At 68.8% G+C, this 14,832-nt stretch carries 17 protein-coding genes; 8 read left to right on the forward strand and 9 right to left on the reverse strand.

Annotated features, from left to right (window positions below; genetic code table 11):
• Positions 1-62: 62 nt before the first annotated feature.
• The 8 genes from JI752_RS07300 to JI752_RS07335 all read left to right on the forward strand — a co-directional run bounded on the left by JI752_RS07300 (position 63) and on the right by JI752_RS07335 (position 6,581).
• Entirely contained in the window at positions 63-1,721 is a 1,659-nt protein-coding gene (locus JI752_RS07300) for an MFS transporter (RefSeq protein WP_216961320.1), read from the forward strand.
• Entirely contained in the window at positions 1,718-2,806 is a 1,089-nt protein-coding gene (locus JI752_RS07305) for an HlyD family secretion protein (RefSeq protein WP_216961322.1), read from the forward strand. Before JI752_RS07300 ends, JI752_RS07305 begins: the two co-directional genes overlap by 4 nt.
• A gap of 24 nt (positions 2,807-2,830) precedes the next feature.
• Positions 2,831-3,316 (forward strand): GNAT family N-acetyltransferase, encoded by a 486-nt coding sequence (locus JI752_RS07310; protein ID WP_216961326.1) that lies wholly within the window; start codon positions 2,831-2,833, stop codon positions 3,314-3,316.
• Complete coding sequence (locus JI752_RS07315; RefSeq protein ID WP_216961328.1) at positions 3,313-3,768, forward strand: nucleoside deaminase; 456 nt, start codon at positions 3,313-3,315, stop codon at positions 3,766-3,768. The genes JI752_RS07310 and JI752_RS07315 overlap by 4 nt, the downstream gene beginning before the upstream one ends.
• 4 nt (positions 3,769-3,772) lie before the next feature.
• Positions 3,773-4,183 carry a DUF5655 domain-containing protein gene (locus JI752_RS07320; RefSeq protein WP_216961330.1) on the forward strand — a complete coding sequence of 137 codons (411 nt, stop codon included), beginning with the start codon at positions 3,773-3,775 and terminating at the stop codon, positions 4,181-4,183.
• A 91-nt stretch (positions 4,184-4,274) separates the two neighbouring features.
• Positions 4,275-4,982 (forward strand): helix-turn-helix domain-containing protein, encoded by a 708-nt coding sequence (locus JI752_RS07325; RefSeq protein ID WP_216961332.1) that lies wholly within the window; start codon positions 4,275-4,277, stop codon positions 4,980-4,982.
• A 41-nt stretch (positions 4,983-5,023) separates the two neighbouring features.
• Positions 5,024-6,088, forward strand: coding sequence for a hypothetical protein (locus JI752_RS07330; RefSeq protein WP_216961334.1), 1,065 nt, complete (start codon positions 5,024-5,026; stop codon positions 6,086-6,088).
• Positions 6,089-6,134: 46 nt separating this feature from the next.
• Entirely contained in the window at positions 6,135-6,581 is a 447-nt protein-coding gene (locus JI752_RS07335) for an OsmC family protein (protein ID WP_216961335.1), read from the forward strand.
• A 135-nt stretch (positions 6,582-6,716) separates the two neighbouring features.
• Here the strand turns inward: JI752_RS07335 and hslU are convergent, their stop codons facing one another.
• From hslU to JI752_RS07380, 9 genes are all read right to left on the reverse strand, one after another.
• Positions 6,717-8,105, reverse strand: coding sequence for an ATP-dependent protease ATPase subunit HslU (gene hslU / locus JI752_RS07340; RefSeq protein ID WP_305799223.1), 1,389 nt, complete (start codon positions 8,103-8,105; stop codon positions 6,717-6,719).
• An 83-nt stretch (positions 8,106-8,188) separates the two neighbouring features.
• The gene (gene hslV / locus JI752_RS07345; protein ID WP_158982858.1) at positions 8,189-8,740 is read right to left on the reverse strand and encodes an ATP-dependent protease subunit HslV; all 552 of its coding nucleotides are present in this window, start codon (positions 8,738-8,740) and stop codon (positions 8,189-8,191) included.
• A gap of 114 nt (positions 8,741-8,854) precedes the next feature.
• Entirely contained in the window at positions 8,855-9,055 is a 201-nt protein-coding gene (locus tag JI752_RS07350) for a DUF3079 domain-containing protein (protein ID WP_216961337.1), read from the reverse strand.
• A gap of 136 nt (positions 9,056-9,191) precedes the next feature.
• A complete protein-coding gene (xerC, locus tag JI752_RS07355) occupies positions 9,192-10,028 on the reverse strand; it encodes a tyrosine recombinase XerC (RefSeq protein WP_254200459.1) in 837 nt (278 codons plus the stop codon).
• Between the two features lie 110 nt (positions 10,029-10,138).
• Positions 10,139-10,813, reverse strand: a complete 675-nt coding sequence (locus JI752_RS07360) for a DUF484 family protein (protein ID WP_216961343.1) — start codon at positions 10,811-10,813, stop codon at positions 10,139-10,141.
• Positions 10,806-11,651 (reverse strand): diaminopimelate epimerase, encoded by an 846-nt coding sequence (gene dapF / locus JI752_RS07365; RefSeq protein WP_254200223.1) that lies wholly within the window; start codon positions 11,649-11,651, stop codon positions 10,806-10,808. Before dapF ends, JI752_RS07360 begins: the two co-directional genes overlap by 8 nt.
• A complete protein-coding gene (locus JI752_RS07370) occupies positions 11,648-11,908 on the reverse strand; it encodes a lipoprotein (RefSeq protein ID WP_216961346.1) in 261 nt (86 codons plus the stop codon). The genes dapF and JI752_RS07370 overlap by 4 nt, the downstream gene beginning before the upstream one ends.
• 36 nt (positions 11,909-11,944) lie before the next feature.
• Positions 11,945-12,361, reverse strand: a complete 417-nt coding sequence (locus JI752_RS07375) for a YbaN family protein (protein ID WP_216961349.1) — start codon at positions 12,359-12,361, stop codon at positions 11,945-11,947.
• Positions 12,362-12,497: 136 nt separating this feature from the next.
• Positions 12,498-14,636 (reverse strand): S9 family peptidase, encoded by a 2,139-nt coding sequence (locus JI752_RS07380; protein ID WP_216961351.1) that lies wholly within the window; start codon positions 14,634-14,636, stop codon positions 12,498-12,500.
• Between the last annotated feature and the right edge of the window lie 196 nt (positions 14,637-14,832).

Genomic DNA, 14,832 nt, shown 5'->3' on the forward strand with positions numbered 1-14,832 from the left:
CACCGGCCGCGCGCATCGAGGCGTCCCCGCCGGCCCCGCGCCCAGGGAGGACCACCGCGCCCATGAGCCGTTACGCGCCGCGCGACTGGCTGCCGCACGAGCGGCCGACGCTGCCCGGATCGCCCTCGACCCCGCTGCACACGCCGGCGCGCCGCGTGGCCTTCGGCCTGGTCGGCTTCCTGGTCGCCATCACGGGCGGGCTGGGCAATGCGCTGGTCACGGCCAACCTGCTGAACCTGCAGGGCGCGATCGGCGCGACCTCGGCCGAGGTCCAGTGGCTGCCCGCCGCCTACGTGATGACCAACGTATCGGCGAATTTGCTGCTGGTGAAGTTCCGCCAGCAGTTCGGCCTGCGTCTGTTCACCGAAGTGTTCCTGGGCCTGTACGTGCTGCTGACCTTCGCGCATCTGTTCGTGCACGGGCTGGGCTCGGCGATCGCGGTGCGTGCGGCGCACGGCATTGCCGGCGCGGCGCTGAGCACGCTGGGCCTGTACTACATGATGCAGGCCTTCCCGGCCGCGCACCGGCTGCGCGGGCTGGTGGTGGGCATCGGCGTGGCGCAGCTGGCCACGCCGCTGGCGCGGATTTTCTCGGCCGAGCTGCTGGAGTTCGGCGAATGGCGCGGCCTGTACCTGTTCGAGCTGGGGCTGGCGCTGATTTCGCTCGGCGGCGTGCTGATGCTGCGGTTGCCGCCGAGCGACCGCATGAAAGTGTTCGAGAAGACCGACTTCCTCACCCTGGCCTTGTTCGCGCCGGGCATCGCGCTGCTGTGCGCAGTGTTGTCGCTGGGGCGCATCGACTGGTGGTTCGATGCGCCCTGGATCGGCTGGGCCCTGGCCGGTTCGATCGTGCTGCTGACCGCGGCCATCGCGGTGGAGCATTTCCGCGCGAACCCGCTCATCAACACGCGCTGGCTGGCGAGCGGGACGATGGTGCGGCTGGGCGTGTCCGTGCTGCTGATCCGCTTCGCGTTGTCGGAGCAGAGCACCGGCGCGGTGGGCTTCATGCAGGCACTGGGGTTGAACAACGACCAGATGCACAGCCTGTTCGCGATGGTGGCGCTGGGCTGTGCGGCGGGCATCGTCGCCAGCGCGATCACCATCCGCCCCAACCGGATGATCATCCCCTCCTCCATCGCGCTGGCCTGCATCGCCATCGGCGCACTGCTGGATGCGCAGTCCACCAACCTCACGCGCCCGCAGAACATGATGCTGAGCCAGTTCCTGATCGGCTTCGGCAGCACCTACTTCCTCGGCCCGGCCATGGTGCTGGGCATGGGCCAGGTCATCGGCCAGCCGCGCAACCTGATCACCTTCGTCGTGCTGTTCGGCATGGCGCAGAACCTGGGCGGGCTGATGGGCACGGCGGCGCTGGGCACGTTCCAGACGGTGCGCGAGAAGTTCCACTCCAGCCAGCTCGTCGAGCCCCTCACGTTGCAGGACCCGCTGGTGGCCGCACGCGTGCAGGCCGGCGCGTCGGCGTATTCGCGGGCCATCACCGACCCGGCCCTGTTGAACCAGCAAGGCGTGCGGGCGCTCGGCGCGGCCGCTTCACGCGAGGCCAACGTGCTGGCCTACAACGATGTCTTCATGGCGATCGCCGCGATCGCGCTGCTCACGCTGGTCTGGATGCTCGTGCATCGCCTGCGCCTGCTGCAGCGCGACCGCGCCGCCGCCCGTGCCGCCTCCCCCTCCACGCCCGCCGCCACTGCCGCTCCATGAACACACCCGCTCCAACTCCCGCCGCGCCCGACCCGTCCGCCTCGCGCCGGCGCCGGCGGCGCTGGCAGATGGCGGCCTTCGCCGGCGTTGCCCTGGCAGGCGTGCTCGTCGTGCTCTACGCCTGGCGCCTGCCGCCGTTCCGCAGCGCCATCCAGAGCACAGAGAACGCGATGGTGCGCGGCCAGGTGACGATCATTTCGCCGCAGCTCGGCGGTTACATCACCAAGGTCGCGGTGCAGGATTTCGACCATGTGCGGCGCGGCCAGCTGCTGGTGCAGATCGACGACCGCATCTACCGGCAACGTTTGGAGCAGGCGCAGGCGCGGCTGCAAAGCGAACGCGCGGCGCTGGCCAACGCGACCCAGGCGCGGCGCAGCGCGGAGGCGTCCGTGGTGCAAAGCGACGCCGCCGTGCGCAACGCGCAGGCGCTGGCGCAGAAGACCCAGGCCGACCTGCGCCGCATCGATCCGCTGGCGAAGCAGCAGCTGCTCTCGCAGGCCGATCGCGACCAGGCCCGCGCGGCCAGCACGCAGGCGCAGGCCGGCGTGAGCGAGGCGCTGGCCGGCGTGGAGATCGCGCGCCAGAGCGTGCGCAGCGTGTCGGTGAACATGGCGGTGCTGGAGGCGGCGGTCGCCAATGCGGAGGCGGCGTTGCAGCTGGCGCGCATCGACCTGGACAACACCCAGGTTCGCGCACCGCGCGACGGCCAGCTCGGCCAGGTGCAGGTGCGGCTGGGCGCGTTCGTCAATCCCGGCACGCAGTTGATGGCGCTGGTGCCCGAACGCATGTGGGTGGTGGCCAACATGAAGGAAACGCAGATGGAGCACGTGCGCATCGGCCAGCCGGTGACGTTCAGCGTCGACGCACTGGGCGGCGCGCGCCTGCGTGGACGCGTGGAGGAGATCTCGCCCGCCACCGGCTCGGAGTTCAGCGTGCTCCCGCCCGACAACGCCACCGGCAATTTCGTCAAGATCGCCCAGCGCATCCCGGTGAAGGTGTCCATCGACGCCGACCAGGCACCGGCGGCGCGGTTGCATCCGGGCATGTCGGTGGTGGTGAGCATCGACACGTCGGGCGACCGCTGAGGCGCGCGCTGGCATCATGCGCGCATGACCGCTCCGCTCAACGCCCTGCGCTGGCAGGCCCGCCTGTTCCGCGAACTCGACGCCGGCACGCTGTACGCGCTGCTCAAGCTGCGTTCGGAAGTGTTCGTCGTCGAGCAGCAGTGCGTGTACCTGGATCCCGACGGCAAGGACACGCATCCGGACACGGTGCATGTGTTCGCGACCGACGACGACGGCGCCATCGCCGCCTACCTGCGCATCCTCGCGCCGGGCCTGAGCTACCCGCAGGTGAGCTTCGGCCGCGTGCTCACCGCGCCGGCCTGGCGCGGCCGCGGCCTCGGCGATCCGCTGGTGCATCAGGCGCTGGCGCAGATCCAAGCGCGCTGGCCCGGCTGCGACGTGCAGATCGGCGCGCAGGCGCATCTGCAGCACTATTACGCGCGGCACGGTTTCGTGCCGTCTTCCGAACCCTACCTCGACGACGGCATCGCGCACATCGACATGCTGCGTGCCGCTGGAGCTTCCGCATGATCCACACGCCCGACTACCGCGCCCTGCTCGCCACCGCCGTCGAGGAAGCCCGCAAGGGGCTGGCCGAAGGCGGCATTCCGATCGGCGCGGCGCTGTACCACGACGACGGCCGCCTGCTCGGCTGCGGCCACAACCGCCGCATCCAGGAGAACGACCCGTCGGTGCACGGCGAAACCGACGCCTTCCGCAAGGCCGGCCGCCAGCGCCGCTACCGCGACACCATCATGGTCACCACGCTGGCGCCGTGTTGGTACTGCAGCGGACTGGTGCGCCAGTTCAACATCGGCACGGTGGTGGTGGGCGAATCGGTGAACTTCCGCGGCGGCATCGACTGGCTGCGCGAGAACGGCGTCAAGGTGATCGACCTGGAAGACGCGCAGTGCATCGGCATGCTCGGCGATTACATCGCCGCGAACCCGGACGTGTGGAACGAGGACATCGGCGAGGATTGAGCGCATGCCGGCGTGGTCCTGCCCGAACTGCGGTCGCGTCTTCAACCGCGCCAACGTGAAGCACAGCTGCGGCACGGGCGACCGCGCGGCGATGCTGGCGAACAAGCCGGCGGCACTCGTGGCGCTGTACGAGGAACTGGAACGCACGGTGCACGGCTACGGCGACGTCGAGATCGTGCACAAGGATCGCTACGCGCTGCTGCGCACCACGCGCATCTTCGCCGACGTGGTGTTCATGAAGGACGCGTTGCGCCTGGCGTTGCAGCTGGACCGCGAGTTCGACCACCCGCAGTTCTTCAAGACCGCGCGCGATGAACGCGGCCGCGTGCAGCAGGTCGCGAAGCTGCGCGATGCGGCCGACCTGCGCGCCATCGAACCCTGCCTGCGCGCGGCCTGGCAGTTCGCCGCCGGCTGAGGGTTTCAACCCGGCGCCGCGCTCGTGCATCCCAGGACGGGCTGACTTCCGCCACTGGCCCGTTCCGTCCCGCGTCCCTCAGGATTCCCGCATGCACGCCCACGCCGGTTTCGAAACCCGCCATGACGCCCGCGACGTGCTCGGCACGCACCGGCACGGCGGCGCGTACGCGGCACTGGTGATCGACGGCAGCCACGTCGAGGCCAGCCCCGACGGCCCCATCGCCTGCGAACCCGGCACGCTGGTCCTGCACCCGCGCTGGCATGCGCACGGCAACCGCTTCGGGCGGCTCGGCGCGACGGTGGCGAACCTCGACCTGGCCGATGCCGCCGCGCCGGACACGCTGCGCGTGCTGCGCGTACCGGACGCAAGGCAAGCACGGGCGGTGTTCACCGATGCGCCGCAGCGGCTGGGCGAACTCATCGCCGCGTGCACGCCGGTGCGCGCGCCCGAGCTGCATGCGTGGCAGGCGGAGTTCCTGCGGGAGCTGGAGCTGGGCGAGCTGGACGTCGCCACGCTGGCGCGCCGCGCGGGTGTCTCGGCCGCGCATGCCTCGCGCGTGTTCGCGGTTTCGCACGGAATGCCGCCTCAGTTGTTGCGCCGCGAACTGCGCTGCCGCCGCGCTCTGCGCCTGCTGGCCGATGGCCTGGCACTGGCCGACATCGCCGCGCTCGCCGGATTCGCCGACCAGGCACACCTCAGCCGGACGCTGCGCGCCGCCACCGGCGCCACGCCGTCGCGGTTGCGGGGGCAGATCAAATGCGTTCAAGACGCCCCGCCCCGCCCCGCGCTGCAATGAGCGTGAAGACGGCCGCCGGCCGTCGACCGAACGGATTCCCCATGCCCCACGCCATCCGCATCGCCCCACTGTTCCTCGCCGCACTGTTGCCGGCCGCGTACGCCGCCGAGCCTGAAACGTCCACGCCGGCCGCGACCGCCGCGATCGCCGAGTCCACCAACGCGATCCTGCAGGGCGATGGCCCGCGCGCCGTGCGCGCACTGCGCGAATCGCCCATCGACGGCTTCCGCGGCAAGGACGCCGTCTACCGGGCCTGCATGCTGGCGCGCCACGCGGATGCGCCGGTGTTCGCCACCGACGCCATCACCGACGACTTCGCCCGCGGCGTGCTGCACGATTACCAGGACTACTGGTGGCACGCGATGAAGTCGCCGTCGCAGCGCGCGGCACTGGAAGGAAAACTGCTGGAAACCCTGCGCAAGCGCATCGGCGCCGATGCTGCGGGCGCGAAGGACATGGACGCGCTGGAACCGATCCTGCAAGGCCAGCTGCTCGCGCACGGCTACCGCGCGCAACTGGGCCGCACCCTGCCGCTGCGCGAGCTGATGATGTGGCGCAAGCAGGACACCCGTCCGTACAACGTGGAACTGCCGGAAGGCCCGTACACCGTGAAGGTGGAGCTGCTGGACGACTGGGTCAGCCGCGGCTGGACGTCGTACGGCCGTTGCGAGCGCGGCTCCGCCGGTGGCTGGGCGACCGCCGAAGCGCTGTACGCCGTGGTGCCCAGCTACAGCGAAGGCCTCGACAGCGAAGCGTTCCGCGTCGTGTTCCTCGGCCACGAAACGCAGCACTTCGCCGACCAGAACGCGTTCCCCGGCATGGCCTCGTGGGAACTGGAATACCGCGCCAAGCTGGTCGAACTGGCGCAAGCGCGCGAAGTCAGCGCCAAGCGCCTGGGCTCGTTCATCTCCGCGCAGAGCGACGACATGGATTCGCCGCATACGTACGCCAACAAGCGCGTCGTCGCCGACCTCACCGCGCGGCTGGGCGAATCGCCGGACAAGGTGAGCATCGAGCGCCTGCAACAGGCCGCGCGCGATCAGCTCATCGAGGACACGCGCCGGCGCAAGGCCGCAGGTGCGCACGCCGATCCTGTCGCCCGCTGAGCGCGCTGTGGCATGGTGGCGGCCCGCCCACACGGAAGCCGCCGCCATGTCCGAACACCTCGCCTCGATCCGCTGGACCCGCAACGGCCAGCCGTTCGACTACGAGCATTACCCGCGCGATCACGAGGTGCGTTTCGAACGCGGGCAACGCATCACCGGCTCGGCGGCGCCGGCCTACTTCGGCAGCGCGCAGGGCGTGGATCCGGAGGAGATGCTGGTCGCGGCGCTGTCGTCGTGCCACATGCTGACGGCGCTCGCGATCGCGGCGAAGAAGGGCTGGACCGTCGATGCCTACGAGGACGATGCGGTCGGCACGCTGGGCAAGAACGACGAAGGACGCGCGGCGGTCACGCATGTGACGCTGCGTCCGCGCATCGTGTTCGCCGACCAGGCGCCGAGCGCGGAAGAGCTCAAGAAGCTGCACGAGTCCGCGCATCGCAATTGCTTCATCGCGAGCTCGGTGAAGACGGTGGTTGCGGTGGAGCCGCGCTGATTACAGCCCCTCCCCCTGCTTGCAGGGGGAGGTTGGGAGGGGGTCGAGGCGCGTCAGCGCCGAGCTCGCCGCGATGCGGCTTCGCCACCCCTCCCCACCTGCGCGCAGGGGAGGGAGCATTCGTGGAGTTTGGGCTTACAGAATGTACCGGCTCAGATCCGGATCCTGCACCAGCTCGCCCAGGTGCTGGTCGACGTAGGCGCGGTCGATGCGCACCGCCTGTCCGTCGCGATCCGGCGCCTCATAACTGAGTACATCGAGCAGACGCTCCAGCACCGTGTGCAGGCGACGCGCGCCGATGTTTTCCTGGCGCTCGTTCACCTGCGCTGCGATTTCCGCCAGGCGCTCCACCGCGTCCGGCGTGAATTCCAGGCCTACGCCTTCGGTGCGCAGCAGTTCGATGTACTGCGTCGTCAGCGCGGCCTTGGGCTCGGTGAGGATGCGCACGAAGTCGTCCTTGCGCAGCGCGCTCAGTTCCACGCGGATCGGGAAGCGGCCCTGCAATTCGGGGATGAGATCGCTCGGCTTGGCCAGATGGAACGCGCCCGACGCGATGAACAGGATGTGGTCGGTCTTCACCGGGCCGTACTTGGTGCTCACGGTGGAGCCTTCCACCAGCGGCAGCAGATCGCGCTGCACGCCTTCGCGGCTGACGTCGCCGCCGCTCAGGCCCGCTTCGGTGCGCTTGGCGACCTTGTCGATCTCGTCGATGAAGACGATGCCGTGCTGTTCGCAGGCCTCGATGGCGGCCTCGCGCACTTCGTCTTCGTTGACCAGCTTGCCGGCTTCCTCTTCCGTCAGCTGCGAACGCGCGGTGCGGATCGGCAACGTCTTCTTGTGCGTCTTCGCTCCGGCCACCTGCGAGAACATCTGCCGCAGCTGCTGGCCCATTTCCTCCATGCCGGGCGGCGCCATGATGTCGACGCCGACGTTCACCGCCGTCTCGATCTCGATCTCGCGGTCGTCCAGCGCGCCGCTGCGCAGCTGCTTGCGCAGCTTGGCGCGGGTTTCGTTCTCCTGCGACGAGGGTTCGTCCTTCGCCGCTTCTTCGGCATTGAAACCGAACACGGTCGTCGCACCCTGGCGGCGCGGCAGCAGCGCATCGAGGATGCGCTCCTCGGCGCGCTCTTCGGCCTGCGTGCGCACGCGGTGCTTGGCCTGCTCGCGATACAGCTTCACCGCCGTGTCGGCCAGGTCGCGCACGATCTGCTCCACGTCCTTGCCGACGTAGCCGACCTCGGTGAAGCGCGTGGCTTCCACCTTCACGAACGGCGCGTTGGCCAGCGTCGCCAGGCGGCGTGCGATCTCGGTCTTGCCCACGCCGGTCGGGCCGATCATCAGGATGTTCTTGGGCATGACCTCGTTGCGCAGCTCGGCCGGCAGCTGCATGCGGCGCCAGCGGTTGCGCAGGGCGATCGCGACCGCGCGCTTGGCCGAATGCTGGCCGACGATGTGTCGATCCAGCTCCTGCACGATCTCGCGCGGCGTCATGGTGGCGTTGGAGTTATCAGGCTTGATGGGCATTTTTCGGGATTCGGGATTCGGGAGTGGGGATTCGCAAAAGCAAGGCGGGACGGGCTTCGAATCCCGAATCCCTAATCCCGGCTCTACAGTTCTTCCACCACCACGTTGCGGTTCGTGTAGATGCACACGTCGCCGGCGATGTTGATCGCCTCGGTGGCGATGGTGCGTGCGTCCAGCTGGGTATGCGCGATCAGCGCGCGCGCGGCGGACAGTGCGTACATGCCGCCGGAACCGATGGCGATGATGCCGTCCTCGGGCTCGATCACGTCGCCCGTGCCGCTGATGATCAGCGAGGTTTCCCTGTCGGCGACCGCGAGCAGCGCTTCGAGCTTGCCCAGGCGTCGCTCGGTGCGCCAATCCTTGGCCAGTTCCACCGCTGCACGCGTGAGCTGGCCATGCTTCTCCAGCTTGGCTTCGAACAATTCGAACAGGGTGAAGGCATCGGCGGCGGCGCCGGCGAAACCGGCCAGCACCTGGCCGTCGCGGCCAAGTCGTCGCACCTTGCGTGCGTTGGCCTTCATCACCGTGTGGCCAAGGGTGACCTGACCGTCGCCGGCGACCGCGACGCGACCGTCGCGGCGCACCGACACGATGGTCGTGGCGTGGAAAACGTTGGGGTTCTGACTCGGATCCATGCGACCTCCGGGGGATTCCCAGTGGGTGGGGGCATGGACGGGCGGGTTCAAGCCGGCGGGTTGCGCGACGATGCCGATGCGCATGCGTGAAGACGCACGCGCGCGACCGAATGCCTAGAGCAACGCCATGCGTGGATTGTCCGGGGAGGGCTCGATGCCCCACTCCTCGTACCAGTGTTCGCCCTGCGATTCGGCCGGGTGCATGACGCGTCCGGAGCCGTTGCCGCAGGCCAGCGATTGCGCCGGGCAGTAGCGGTCGCAGCCCCAGCAGATGCGCTCGGGGTGTTTGGGATTCAGGGGGAAGTTCTTCGCCATGGCCCGGGTCTCCACTGGATATTTGCCCGTGCAAGCAAAGCTACGGACGAGGCCCGGCGGGAGATTTGAGACGAATCAGAAAAGTTCCTGGACCCTCTCCAGGAGGCCTCGCGAGAGCGGTCGGTACGGAAAGCGTTCAGCCTTCGCCGGTCTTGCGGCGGGCACGCGGGTGCGCGGCGTCGTACACCTTGGCCAGGTGCTGGTAGTCCAGGTGGGTGTAGATCTGCGTGGTGGCGATGTCGGCGTGGCCGAGCAGCTCCTGCACGCCACGCAGGTCGCCGGAGGATTCCAGGATGTGGCTGGCGAAGGAATGCCGCAGCAGGTGCGGATGCACGCGCTTGAACAATCCCTGCTGCTGCGCCAGATGACGCAGCCGCAACTGCACCGCGCGCGGCGTGATCGGCGCGCCGCCGCGACCGGGAAACACCGGTGCGTCGTTGCCCGCGCCCGTGGACGCGCGCCATTCGCCCAATGCGTTACGCGCATGCGAACCCAGCGGCACGCTGCGCTGCTTGCTTCCTTTGCCGAGCACGGTGACCAGCGCATCGGCCAGGTCGAGGTCGCGCCAGCGCAGCGCGCACAGTTCCGACAGACGCAGGCCCGAGGAATAGAACAGTTCCAGCAGCGCGCGATCGCGCAGGCCCAGCGGCGCATCGGTCGGCACTTCGACCAATGCCTTGGCTTCGTCGGGATCGAGCACCTGCGGCAATTTGCGCGGTGCCTTGGGCGAACGGATCGACGCGGCCGGGCTCGCTGCGATGCGCCCCTGCTTCACCAGCCAGGCATAGAAACTGCGGCATGCGGAAAGCCGCCGTTGCAGGCTCTTGGGCGACAGGCCGCGGCGGTGTTCGGCGGCGACGAAGCCGCGGATCTGCTCGCCATGCAGCGATGTCACCTCGCTGCCTTCGCGCTGCGCCCACTGTGCGAGCGCGAGCAGATCGCGCCGGTACGCATCGAGCGTGTGCGCGGACATGCGGCGTTCGACCTGCAGATGTGCGAGGTAGTCCTCGATCTGCGCCACGCGCGGCGCCTCGTCCGGTGCATCCGGTGGAAGCGACACCGCGCCGGCGCGCGCGCGCGGCATCAGCCCGGGAAGCGCTTGAGCGCGGTGGCGAGCGATTCGCCCATCATGCGCAGGAACAATGTGCCCATGCCGGGGAAGAAGCGGTTCGCATCGCGACTGCCCACCGCCACCAGGCCCACGCCCGGCAGCGGCAACAGCGCGGTGGACTGCACTTCCTCCGCGCGAACGCCGTACAGCAGCGCGTGCTTCTCCGGCTGCAGACGGCCGCACAGCGGTTCGCCGTCGGCCAGGCAGTCGCGGAACGGATGCAGGCGCGCATCGTCCTGCGCGATGACCTGCAGCCAGTCGGTATCGCCCAGGCCGTCGATCGGACGGAACACCACCAGCCGCACCAGATCGCCGTTGAAGTCTTCGGCGAGGCTGGCGGCCATCGCGCGCAGCGTGTCGGCGGCGCTGCCCTGGCGCATCAGCGCCAGCGTGAGCTGGTGCGTGCGCACCGACAGGCGCTCGTTCTCCTGCGCGTTGACGAACAGTTCCTGGAGGCGGCGCGAAAGCTCGCGGTTCTTGTCGCGCAGCACTTCCAGCTGATAGCTCGCCAGCGACGATGCCGAACCTTCCTCGCGCGGGACGACCAGGCTCAACGCGAGGTCGGGGAACTGCTGCAGGAAGCGCGGGTGCCGGCGCAGCCAGGCGGCGACTTCGTGGGCGCCGAGCTTTTCCAGCGTGTCAGTCATGAGTCCACTCTCCTTCGAAGACGAACGCAGCCGGCCCGGACATCGTCAACGGGGCATCGTCCGCAGGCCAGGCGATGCGCAGTTCGCCGCCTGGCAGCGCGACGGTGACCTCGCGATCCACGCGTCCGCGCCGCATCAGCACCGCCGCCGCGGCGCAGGCGCCGCTGCCGCAGGCCAGCGTCTCGCCGACGCCGCGCTCGTACACGCGCAGGCGGATGCGATCGCGCGATTCGACCTGCGCGAAGCCGACGTTCACCGATTCCGGAAAGGCCGGATGCGATTGCAGCAGGGGCGCGACGGCTTGCACTGGCGCGTGATCCACGTCGTCGACCTCGATCACCGCGTGCGGGTTGCCCATCGACACCGCGCCGAAGGTGAATACCGAGTCGTCGTGGTACAGCACGTATTCGTCCTGCGCGCCTTCGAAGCCGCGCAGCGGGATGCTGGCCGGCGCGAAGCGCGGCAGGCCCATTTCGATGCGATAGCCGCCGCCGTCCAGGCGCGTGACGGCATGCGCGCCGACGGGGCTGTCGAGGACGAACTCGCCGCTCAGCGCTTCGCCGCGCGATTGCGCGTCGCGCATCACCCACGCGGCGATGCAGCGCGCGCCGTTGCCGCACTGCTGCGACGAGGAACCGTCGGCATTCCAGATGCGGTAACGCGCGGCGGCACCGTTGTCGGCGCGTTCGACGGTGAGGATCTGGTCGCAGCCCACGCCGGTGTGGCGGTCGGCCAGCGCGCGGCATACCTCGGGCGAAGGCGGCGGCGTATCGCCGCGCAGGTCGAGCACGACGAAGTCGTTGCCCGCGCCGTGCATCTTGGTGAAACGCAGGGTCATGAGCGCGGCGTGTCGGTGTTTTCCGGCGGATCGGAGTCGTCGTCGTCCAGGTCCGATTCGGCGTTGGTGGCGTCGGCCTTGGGCGTTTCGTCGATGGCGTCGCTGGCGTCGCCGATTTCCTGTGCCGGCGCCGCACCGACCTGCGTGTCCACGGGGACCTTCGGCGGCAGGATCAGGGGGCCCTTGTTGCCGCACGCCGACAACAGCAGCGGCAGGGCAAGCAGGGAAACGGCGGCGAGCAGGCGGACGGGATTCATGCCCGAAGTGTAGCCCGGGGCGCGCGCGATGGAACCTCAGGCACGCGGATGCGGCGGCGGTTCCGGGCGTCGCCACAGCCAGACTGCGACCACGGCCATGATTCCGGTGCCGGTCGCGGCCATCCACCAGCGCGGCGCGGTGAGGAACATGATCACCGCGCAGACGGCCATCATCGACACCGCCAGGCGCTTGGCGCGCCGCGAAACGGCGCCGTGCGCCTCCCAGTCGCGGATCATCGGCCCGAACTGGCGATGCGCGAGCAGCCAGTCGTGCAGCTTCCGCGAACCGCGCGCGGCGGCGAAGGCCGACAGCAGCACGAACGGCACGGTCGGAAGCCCGGGGACGACGATCCCGATCACGCCCAGCGCGAGGCTGGCGTAGGCGAGCAGCCACCAGGCCCAGCGGAAGCGGGCTTTGGGGCGTGGCGTGGGCGATGGAAGCGGGGTAGTCACGTGGTGGTCTTGACGTTCCGGGGGCTTTGCGAAAGCAGTAGCGGCATGTGGCGAGCGGCGCCTCACCGCACGCCCCGGCCCTCACCCCAACCCCTCTCCCGGCGGGAGAGGGGCTTAACGCTCGGCACTGCCGGGCTTACTTCGAAGCAGTCGCCGCAGGCGCCGCGGCCAGGCCCAGCTGGTCGAGCATGAACGCATACATCTCCGACAGCTCGCGATAGCGGCGGAAACGGCCCGACTTGCCGCCATGGCCGGCGTCCATGTTGGTGCGGAACACGACGGTGTTGTCGGAGGTGTCCACGTCACGCAGGCGCGCGACGTACTTGGCCGGCTCCCAGTACTGCACCTGCGAATCCCACAGGCCGGTGCCGATGAACATCGCCGGATACGCCTGCCTGGACAGGTTGTCGTACGGCGAATACGACAGCATGTAGTCGTAGTAGTCCTTCTTTTCCGGGTTGCCCCACTCGTCGTATTCGTTCGTGGTGAGCGGGATGGTCGGATCGAGCATCGTCGTCACCACGTCCACGAACGGCACCTGCGAGAGGATCACGCGGTACGTGTCCGGCGCCATGTTGGCGATCGCGCCCATCAGCAGGCCACCGGCGCTGCCGCCGTACGCCGCGACGCGATCCTTCGCTGCATAGCCCTGCTTCACCAGGTCGTGGGTGACGTCGATGAAGTCGGTGAAGGTGTTCTTCTTGTGGAACAGCTTGCCGTCGTCGTACCACTTGCGGCCCATTTCCTGGCCGCCGCGGATGTGGGCGATGGCGTACACCATGCCGCGATCGAGCAGGCTCACCACCGGACCGTTGAAGCGCGGATCGGTGGAGGAGCCGTAGCTGCCGTAGGCGTATTGCAGCATCGCGGCCTTGCCGTCCTTCTCGAAGCCCTTGCGATACACCAGCGACACCGGGATCTTCACGCCGTCGCGCGCGGTCGCCCACACGCGCTGCGTGACGTACCTCTCCGGGTCGTAGCCGATGACGGGTTCGCGCTTGAGCAGCTTGCGCTCGCCGGTTTCGACGTTCACTTCGTACGTCGTGCCCGGCGTGGTCAGCGAGGTGTAGCTGTAGCGCAGCCACGGCGTGTCGTGTTCGGAATTGACCGACAGGCCCATCGAATATGCCGGCTCGTCGGCCTTGACGTACTCCTCCTTGCCGTCCTTCTTCAGCACGCGCAGGCGCTCCAGCGCGTCGGAACGTTCGGCGATGGTGGTGAAGCCGTCGAACAGCTCGAAGCCTTCGATGAACACGTCGTCGCGGTGCGCCACCCAGTCCTTCCACTGCTTGCGCGAGGTGGCATCCGACGGCGCGGTCATCAGCTTGAAGTTCTTCGCGCTGCCTTCGTTGGTGCGGATCACCCAGCGTCCGTCGAGGTGATCGGCCTGGTATTCCACGTCGCGCTCGCGCGGCGCGAGCACGGTGAACTTGTCCGGGTTCGCGGCCGGCGCGCAGCGCATCTCGCTCGAGACGGTGCTTTCCACGCCGATGCAGATGAACTTGTCGTCGCGCGAGCGATCGATGCCCATGTAGAAGCTGTCGTCCTTCTCCTCGTACACCAGCACGTCCTGCGAGGTGGGCGTGCCGAGCACGTGCTTCTTCACGCGCACGGTGAGCAGGGTTTCCGGATCGTTCTCGACGTAGAACAGCGTCTTGTTGTCGTCGGCCCAGACCAGGTTGGGCGAGACGCCCTTGATCTCGTCGGGGTAGACCTCGCCGGTTTCCAGGTTCTTGAAGCGGATGACGTACTGGCGGCGGCCCACGGCGTCGTCGGCCCAGGCGAGGATCTTGTTGTCCTGGCTGACTTCCCAGTCGCCGACGTTGAAGTAGTCCTTGCCCTTGGCCATGACGTTGACGTCGAGCAGCACCTGCTCGGTGGCGTTCATGTCGCCCGCGCGGCGCGCGTAGATCGGGTAGTCCTGGCCGGTCTCGAAGCGGCTGTAGTACCAGTGGCCGCGCTCGCGGTACGGCACGGAGGCGTCGTCCTGCTTGATGCGGCCGACGATCTCTTCGTACAGCTTGTTCTCCAGCGGCTTCAGCGGTGCCATCACCGCGTCGACGTAGGCGTTCTCGGCGTTGAGGTACGCCAGCATGTCGGGATTCTTGCGCTCGTCGTCGCGCAGCCAGTAGTACTCGTCCTCGCGCTGCGCGCCGAACGGGGCCTTGACGATGTGAGGCTTCTTCGCCGCATCGGGCGGGGGGGCGGTGGCGGCGAGGCTGGGGGCGGTGGTGCTCATGATCAGGGCCGAAAGCAGGAGATGGGTCGGTTTCATGGATGGGGTCCGGTTGTGCCAATGACAACGTGCGGCTCTTGGAACCCCTCCCCCTGATTGCATGGGGAGAGGCAGGACTGCTTGCGCGCCACTGGCGCGCGTCCCGGCGAACGCCATCGGGCTGTGCCCGCTGGCCGCGGGTTGGGAGGGGGTGGTGAGGCGCGTCAGCGCCGAGCTCGCCGCTGCGCGGCTTCGC

The organism is Lysobacter sp. MMG2 (genome assembly GCF_016735495.2).
In the GTDB taxonomy this organism is placed as follows: domain Bacteria; phylum Pseudomonadota; class Gammaproteobacteria; order Xanthomonadales; family Xanthomonadaceae; genus Lysobacter_J.